Origin of the sequence: Streptomyces sp. NPDC042638, assembly GCF_040647235.1 — a bacterium.
Lineage (GTDB): Bacteria > Actinomycetota > Actinomycetes > Streptomycetales > Streptomycetaceae > Streptomyces > Streptomyces rameus.
In genome coordinates this window covers 1-8295 of the sequence record NZ_JBEZBT010000114.1, presented here as the reverse complement: position 1 = coordinate 8295, position 8295 = coordinate 1, and the positions used below count along the sequence as shown (strand labels likewise).

Below are 8295 nucleotides of genomic sequence, written 5' to 3'. Positions count from 1 at the left end.
AGGCCGGACTGCACCGGTGGGCAGACAGCGCGCGCAGCGCAGCCGAGCTGATCGAGGAAGAGGGCAGGGCGCCCTCCCGTCCGGGGCGGGTGGGCGCCCTATGCCGTTGTCCCGCCGACCACGACACCGATCCGACAAGCTGCTCGAGGGCACCCCTACGACCAAGACCTCCGGGTCACGGTTAAGGGTGGGCGTCTGGGGCCGCCTGCATGCGTCCTGCTTCATTGACCCTCGAGATCGAAGAAGCGTTGGAGCAAACGCCGTGCGGGTTCGTGCTCGTACCTATCTGTCATTTGCATCGGTGTTTCGCCGTCCGCAGCCGGCATCCTAGGATTAGCGCCATACGCAAGCAAAATGGCGGTAGTTGCCGCATGCAGGCGGTAGCCAGTCTGCAGATGCGAATCGCCTTCGACATCGATAGCGTGCGTAAGAAGCGTGTGCCCAAAACACATTTCATTGGGATCGGTCCCGGAATCAAGCAGCATAGCGAGCGCTTCATAGTCACTCGACTCTACCGCCGTATGCGCAGGCGTCCATTCTTCACCGGACAGCCGTGGATCTTCCGCAACTTCTCTGTTCATTCTGACCCCGCTCGACTCGCAACTCTGAACTTATGGCACTTAGGTAGCGCGGCGGCGCCCAGTCGGACGCGCCGCGATCACCTCAGACCTTTCAGTATAGCTGAACGCTCAGCTTCCTGATTCGTAGTTGATGCGAATGTTGGGGAACTCTTGCGCGAACTGCCCAATGACGGATGTGCACGAGAAACACGCTTGCTGGGTCGAGTAGAGTGTAAGACTGCCGTGAATATCCGACGGCTCTCCGAGCCTGTTGGCTATATAGGTGAGCATCTTATATTCCGTATCGTTGGTGCGCGAGTTTTGCCCGGTGGATGTGGCTTTGTACCGAACGGGATTCTCCGAACCCCCAACGTCCGGCACCCAGCCCTTCCGACCCCCCTGACTCTTGTCAACTCCACTGAACGCCTTGAGAACTTCCGGCTCGCCTTTTCCAACCCGCAGAAGTCCAGCAAGACCAGCCTTGTTCTTACCGAGTTGCCCCTTGGCGATCTCTTCCGCTATCACCTTCCGAGCAGCGACTCTTTCACTCTCTGTCTGTACGCGGGCTGCAAGACGTTCTTCAGCGGTGCGCACGAAGCCAAAGAAGAGACTGGCCGCCCAAGTTGCGCCACCGGATGAGTAGGCACTTCCTGCAACCTCGCACGCCTGCTCATCGTTGTGGGCTGTGCAGTTGTAGTAGTCGTCGAAGACCGTCAGTTCTGCGTAGCCGTGCTTGACTCGCTCCTTGTACTTCTGATCACATCCGCTACTGACGTCGACACCACAGATACCGGCTCCGGGGAACGAACCGCTCCCTCGCTTGCCAGCTGCTTCTTGCGCTGCTGCAAAATTTGCCTGGCAGCGGGCGTCGCAGGGTATCCCATTCCCGGACTCGCTGGTGCCGGAGTCATTACCCGATGAGTGGGCTGGAGGGTCGCCGGGCCCGCACTCCTTCCAGCCGCCGCTGCACTGGTCTCCGTTCGGTTCGAGGCGAATTGTGCCGCTGGGATCGCTGAAGGTGAGTGGGTTGTCTCCAGCGTAGGAATAACCGCCAAGGGACTGCGGATCGGAGGGATTGAGGATGGGGTCAACGCTGATGAACCGGCCGGTTGTCGGGTCGTAGTCACGGGCGCCAAGGTGGGTGAGGCCGGTGTCACTCGTGACGTCGATGCCTCCGACAAACCCCTTGGCTCCCGGCCAGTCGGCCGGCTTGGCTCCACGGATCCCACCGAAGGGCAGAGTGCGGCGTTGGGTGAGTTTCTGAGTGCCGGCTTCGATGGCGAGTTGGGCGGTGCCGTGGTGGTCGGCAAGGGTGAAGGAGACCGTTCCGTCGTCCTGCTGAACGGCTTGGTTACCGCCGCCGATGTCGAAGTAACGGGTCGCCTTGGGTGTGGTGCTGCCCTTGGGCAGGGTGATCTCGGTGGAGCCAAGGTAGAGGGTGGTCTCGGTGGGCGTGTGGGCGATGAGCCGGTTGCCCTCGCCGTCGTACAGGTACTCGGTGGTCTTGCTTCCCGAGGTCACCTTGGCGAGGTGCCCTTCGGGGTCCCAGGTGAGGGTTTGCTTGGCTCCATTCAGGGTGCGGGTAGTGGTGTTGCCGGTCTCGTCGTATTCATAGTTGTCCTGGACGGTTCCGGTGGGGCCGGTGGTCGTCACCGAGGACAGGGTGTGCGGGTAGGCCTTGCCGGGGTCGGGGTAGGCGTAGGTCCGCTTGGTGTCCTTCGTGGGGTCGCCCGTGGGGTCGTGGAGCGTCTCGGTGTGGCGGTTGCCGGTCAGGTCGTAGGTGTAGGACTGCCAGTAGGGAGCGGGGCCGCCCAGGACGCCGGCGCTGGGGGTGGTGGCGCAGGTGGTGGTGTTCTGGGCCCAGGCCTCGGTCAGACGGCGTAGGTAGTCGTAGGTGAAGCACTGAGTGTCGGTGCCGTCGCGGGAGACGTCCGACACGGACCTGACGTTGCCCGTTTCGTCGTAGCGGTAGGTGTTGCTCTGGTCGACGCCGGCGATGTTCTCGCGGTCCACACGGGAGGTGGCCAGGCGCTGGGTGCCCCATTCGTAGGTGTTGGTGGCCCAGGTCTTCTTGCCGCCGCCGTTGGACAGTTCGTACTGGAGGGGTTTGCCGGTGAGGCTGTAGCTGGTGGTCGCCTTGATGCCCTGGCTGCCGTCGAGGACGGTGGGGCGCAGGGTGGCGTCGTCGTAGGTGTAGGCAACAGTGGCTGCGGGCAGGGCGCCGGCTTTGGGGTAGCCGATGCCGGCGGTAAGCCCCGAGGTCTTGTAGGACGTCGTCGAGATGTAGGTGCCGGCCAGCTCCTTTTCTGCGGCCGGGATGGTGATCGAGGTCCGCAGCGGCCGGTAGAGGTTGTCGTAGGCGACGACCTTGCTGGTGTAGGCGTTGGTGCCGTCGTAGCGGGTGGCTTCGGCGAGCTGGCCCTTGGCGTTGGTGACGGTGTCGTACACCCACTTGGCGCGCAGGGTGCCGGTGGAGGACTTCTCTCTCACCTCGGTCTTGCGTCCGAGGTTGTCGTAGCCGTACCACAGGCTGGGCGTGTCCGGACGGTTGTCGTCGAGGGCGTCGGGGCGGGCGTCGTCGGTGGTGGTCAGCTGGCCGCGGTCGTCGTAGGTGCTGAGGGTGGTGCCCTTGTCGGGGTCGGTCGCTTTGATTTGGCGGCCGAGCAGGTCGTAGGTGTACGTCCAGTTGTTGCCCGCGGAGTCGGTGACCTTCTTCAGTTCGCCGCGGGGTGTGTAGTCGTAGGTGGTGGTGTCGTAGGCGGCGTCGATGTTGCGGGCGCGGAGCTGGCGCAGTGCCGTTGTGTGGCCTCGGGCGTCGATGAGGGTGGTGGTGGCGGTACCGCCCTCGGGCGGGATCACCGTGGTGCGGTCACCGCCGTAGACGGTCTTCGTGATGCCCAGGACCTTGCCGCCGTCGCCGTTGCCTGCGATCTGTCGGGCTTCGGTCTGCCGGCCGAGACCATCGTAGGTGTAGCGGTTCTGGGTCTCGACGTCGAGGGCGTCTACTGGTTTGGCTAGGACGGTCGTCGGCGGCTTGGCCGAGTAGTACGTCGCGAATTCCTTGGCGACCTGGCCGCGTTCGTCGTAGAAGGTGTCGGTCAGGAGGCTGCCGCTGTCCGGGCCTGGGTCCTGGGTCTGACGCTGGCGGAGGAAACCGTCGTACAGGGCGTAGGAGGTCAGCTGCTCGCCATTGTTCCCGAGTGTCCTGGTGGCGATCGCGACCGGCTTGCTGTCACCGATGGTGTAGGTGAACTCATAGGTGGGGGTCTGGCCGGTGAGGCGGTCGGGGAGCCAGACCTTGGTGGAGCGGCCCAGGGCGTCGTAGGCGAAGTTGGTGGTTTTGCCGTTGGTGTCGGTGTGGGACTTTGGGAGGTTGCGCAGGATGTCGTAGTTGACGCTGGTGGTTTGAGTGGTGGCCGTGTCGCCCGTCTTGGCCGGCGGGGTGGTGGTGGTGACCTTGGCCGCGAAGCCGGACGTGGGGTCCGGTGTGGTGGTGGTCCGGCCGTCGGAGCGCGTGGTGCGTGTCAGAGTTCCACTGGCGTTGACCTTGACATCTGCGGTCAGGTCGGTGGTGGTGCGCTGGCGTCCGTAGTCGTCGTACGTGGTGCCGGATTCCAGGTAGACGGCCGTTGTGCCCTCGTACTGCTTGAGGACCGCCGTGTTGGTCGCGTCTCCCTTGGTCGGCGCTGCGTCGTAGGCGGCGCCGTCGTAGGCCGTGCGTACGTCGGAGATCACGTCGTCCGGCCGGCTGACCGTGTCGGAGCATGATCGGGCCACCGTCTCGACACGGGCCGGGAGGGTGAGGATGTTGGCCGTGGCATTGGTGGCGTAGGTGGTGCGGGTGCAGGTGTTGTCGTCCTTGGTGCTGCTGTCACCGAAGTCGTCCACCTGGGTGGCGCGTCCGGCGACAGTGTCGTAGGTCGTTGCCGTGGCCGTGGTACGCCAGGAGGTGCCGGCGCCGTTGTCCAGGGACGTCCAGGTCTTAGAGCTGGACGTCCCTGTGAAGTTGGAGGTGACGGTTCCCCAGTCCCGCACCTTCTTCGCCGTCTCGTGGTGCCACGGCCTGCTCACGGTCTTGGCGAGGATCTTGCCGCCGGGGCCGGAGTAGCTGACCGCCTTGTAGGCGAAGCCGGTCGCCGATTGCTCGTCGGTAATCGAGTCGCCTTCACCGTCGTTGAGTGTGAGGGTGACGGTTTTCGTGCCGCCGCCGGTGTCCTTCCGGTCGCCGTCCATGCCACGCAGGAAGTAGCTGTCCTGCTGGCTCCTCATCGCGGAGGCGTCGCCCTGGCCGCCGGTGCGTACCCGCACGTGCCCGTAGCCGCGCCACTGGGACCAGGTCTTGAACTTTTCCTTGGTCAGCCCGTCGTCATCGTCGTAGTGCCAGGCGGCCCCGTCAAGGTAGTCATAGTTAGTGACCTGGTCCGGGGCACCGCCGGTGCGGTCGGTGGCAGTGACCGAGGTGACGACGTACTTGTTGAACCACTTCAATTCGCGGTCGTCGGTCGAACTGCCGCCGATGTACTGCGGGAAGCAGCGGGTGGTGTTCGTCTCGGGTGTCGGCAGCGCCTCCCAGTCGCAGGCAGGCGCCGAGTAGTTGACGTCGATCTGCCCGCCGGACTCGTCGGCGATGGTGGACAGGCGGTCCTTGACGAAGGGCGGGTAGCCGTCGCCTGTCTTGTCCAGCCGGTTGGCCAGCTGGGTGTAGGCGAAGGTGGTTTTGGGCAGGGTGATCGCCGGTTCGGCGGTACGTCCGGTGTGCTGGACGGAGTCGAGCAGCAGTTGGTAGTCGGTGTCGGACATCCCCCAGCGGTGGTCCAGTTTCCAGGAGTCGACGGCGTGGTAGGAGCTGCCGTCCCAGACCTGAGTGGTGACGTCGGTGAGCCGTTTGCGGGTGAAGAACACCGGCGCGAAGCGGCCCTCGTCACAGTCCTTGTCGGAGTCGCAGTTCAGGTCCCAGGGCGTGTCGTACCAGTAGAAGGCATCAGTGGAGATGTCCGAGCACTTGGTGTGGGTGTCCGGCAGGCAGCGCTCGCCGCTGGTGAAGTCGACCTTGGCCAGGGCCTTGGTGCTGTACACGGATGAGGACTTCAGCCCGTATTCGATGCGGTCCAGAGTGCCGCCGCGTACGTAGCGGGTGTTGTCCTTGGCCTCCAGGTTGCGGCCGTAGGAGTTGGTCTCCTTGTCGTAGTAGTAGGCGATGGCGTTGCCGTGCGCGTCGACCGCGTAGTCGAGGTTCCACCGCCAGGCCTGCTGGCAGTAGGAGTCGGCGAAGGTCGAGGCGTGGCAGGGCTCGTCGGTGTCGTCGCCGAAGACGGGGGCGGTCCAGGTGGAGTCGGTGGTTTCCTTGCCGTCGGCCCAGCCGGGCAGGCGGTTGTAGCCGAAGTAGTACTTGGTGCCGTCCGGAGTGGTGAGCCGCCAGTACTCGTTGTTGTCGTCGCCGTTGCTGCGGTCGCTGGAGGTCAGGTGGTCGATCTTCGTGCCGTCGTCGTTTTTGAGCTTCCAGGAGTCCTTGCCGCTGGGGACGAGTTCGCCGCCCTTGCCGTTGAAGGTGATGAAGGCGTTGTCGTAGCCCCAGCACAGGTCGGCTGGCTTGCTGCCGTCCGCGTGCTTGACGCCGTCGTCGGAGCATGGCTTGTAGCGACGTTCGATGTAGCCGGACCACAGGTCAAAGCCGTCCCCCACCCAGGAGGCCTGGTTGTTGGTGTTGGCCGTGCGTCCGTCGATTGATGCGGAGGAGTAGGACAGGCCTATCTGGGGGGCCAGACCACCGGGGACGTTGGGGGTCGGCATGCCGTAGGACCAGGTGAAGTCGCCGGTGTTGAGGCTCGTTTTCCAGGTCGCCGACGGCGAAAGAGAGGTTGCCTTGTAGTCTCCCTTGTCGCTCTGGGTGCCGGAAACAGCCGCAAGCACCGTGGCCGAACCGGCGTTCAGAGTCACGTTCTGCGCGGTCAGCGTCTGCTTCTCCGCGTCATTGACCGTAGTGACGGGCTTGCTGGAGCGGCAGGCGGGCTTGTCCGGTGCGGTGAGTACGCAGGCAGGGAGCTCGACCATGGTGAGGCGGGAGGCGTAGCCGCCGCCGTAGGCGTCGGCGAAGCGTGAGTAGTCGAGGTGCGCCTGGACACGGCCTGCCTGCCCGCCCTGTGTTGTGCCCTTGGTCTTCAGGGTGAACAGCAGGCCGTCGATGCCTGCTTTCTGCGCCGTTTTGTGGCTGAGCAGACGGGCCTCGATGTCCCCGCGGAAGGGTTTCTTCCGCGCCGCGCCCTGGGTGTCGAGTGTCAGCGGCAGACCCTTGGCGCGGACGGATGCCGTGGGACTCTTTGCGTCGGTGGAGGGAATGTGCAGCACCCTGGTCGCCGCCTTGGGCCAAGCAGCATCGGGCACTGCATTCGGGGTCCGCGGCCCCTTCATGAGCGTGCGTGGCTTGACCTTGCCGGTGGTGGTGGCGACCGGCCGCTCGGAACCGGGCAGGGCGGGCCGCCCCTTGCCGTTGTCCGCAGCGAGAGCCGGCTGCGTCACTCCCTGTAGGAGCGTGCCGACCATGACCGTGGCCGAGGCCAGTGCGAGGCGTCGCCGGAGTCTCGCGAAGCGCCTGCTCGATCTGCCGTTCATCGTGTCCTTCGTCCTTCGCTGCGGTGACCCGCGTGTGTGCCGGGCGCACGGTGGGGCGGAAGAGTGTCAATGCCATGCCAGGAAGGGAGCGTGGCGAGCCTTGCGGATGTGGTCCGCTGGGACTCACTGATCAGTCGGCGCCGGGGACGTCGGTCGCCATTCCGGGCTGTCCGACGGCCAGCAGCTCGATCTGCGCGTCCGTCAACGTGCCTTGGAAGGCCCACACGTCGGATACAGCGCCTGGCCAGTACTCTCCCCAGGTGGTTGCTCCGGTCTTGGCTCGGCCGAGTTGCATGGGCTGCGCCGATTTGAAGGCCAGGACGTCGTCCGCCCAGGAGAACTTGTCCGTGCAGGCGGGGTCGTCCGCGTCCCCGTCGCTGTCGTTGTCCTTGCAGGCGACCATTTCCGGTTCCCCGTTGACGTACAGCGTCAGGTGCTTGGAGAAACCGTCGTAGACGAGGGCCAGGTGCGTCCATTCCGTGGGGCGGTGGAACTGGCTGTTGTCGACCTGGCTGATGGTCGCGCTGGTGCTGTCGGCTGAGGCCATCGCGATTCGCCATCGGCCGGGGTCGGATCCTGGGGTGTCGCTGGGCTCGTAACGGACCGTGAGGGCGTTCTTCGTGGTTCCGGGAACGCTGAGCAGGGTCACCCCCTTGGTGGGGATCGCTGCCGCCTGGGCCCAAGCCGTTACGGTGAAGCTGCTACTGGTGTCCACCGGAACGGCGGACGTCATTCCGTAGTCGTTTACGCCGTCGAGGCTCGCACTGCCGTCGACCCATCCTGCGTCAAGCCGGGCACCACCGTAGAGGGTCATGTCGTTGGACCAGGCGGAACTGTCGGGAGTGACGAGCGGTGAACCGGAGGCCTTCTCGAATGTCCAGCGCCCCTTCACCAGTGGCCGCTGCCTGAACAGCTGCTGGACCTCCTGGGTTGAGGTGGGCCGGTCGAAGAGCCGTACGTCGTCGATCTGGCCGGGGAAGAAGGAGCCGGGCTGGCCGTCGTAGGATCCTGCGCCAAGCTGTACCGGGCCGCTGGCGTACCAGCTCGCCTGCAGGTCTGTTTCACCGGCCTTAGGGCCTGTGTGATGTCGTGATCAACCTTTCCGAATCGGGTCCGTCTGGAAGGC

General features: G+C 64.9%; 3 protein-coding genes. All 3 read right to left on the bottom strand.

What is annotated here, in order from left to right; all coding sequences use genetic code 11:
* Positions 1–221: 221 nt before the first annotated feature.
* The 3 genes from AB0B40_RS37640 to AB0B40_RS37630 all read right to left on the bottom strand — a co-directional run bounded on the left by AB0B40_RS37640 (position 222) and on the right by AB0B40_RS37630 (position 8061).
* Positions 222–485, bottom strand: coding sequence for an ankyrin repeat domain-containing protein (locus tag AB0B40_RS37640; protein ID WP_362268115.1), 264 nt, complete (start codon positions 483–485; stop codon positions 222–224).
* Between the two features lie 204 nt (positions 486–689).
* Entirely contained in the window at positions 690–7169 is a 6480-nt protein-coding gene (locus AB0B40_RS37635) for a deaminase domain-containing protein (RefSeq protein ID WP_362268114.1), read from the bottom strand.
* Positions 7170–7299: 130 nt separating this feature from the next.
* Complete coding sequence (locus tag AB0B40_RS37630) at positions 7300–8061, bottom strand: LamG domain-containing protein (RefSeq protein ID WP_362268112.1); 762 nt, start codon at positions 8059–8061, stop codon at positions 7300–7302.
* Positions 8062–8295 lie beyond the last annotated feature (234 nt).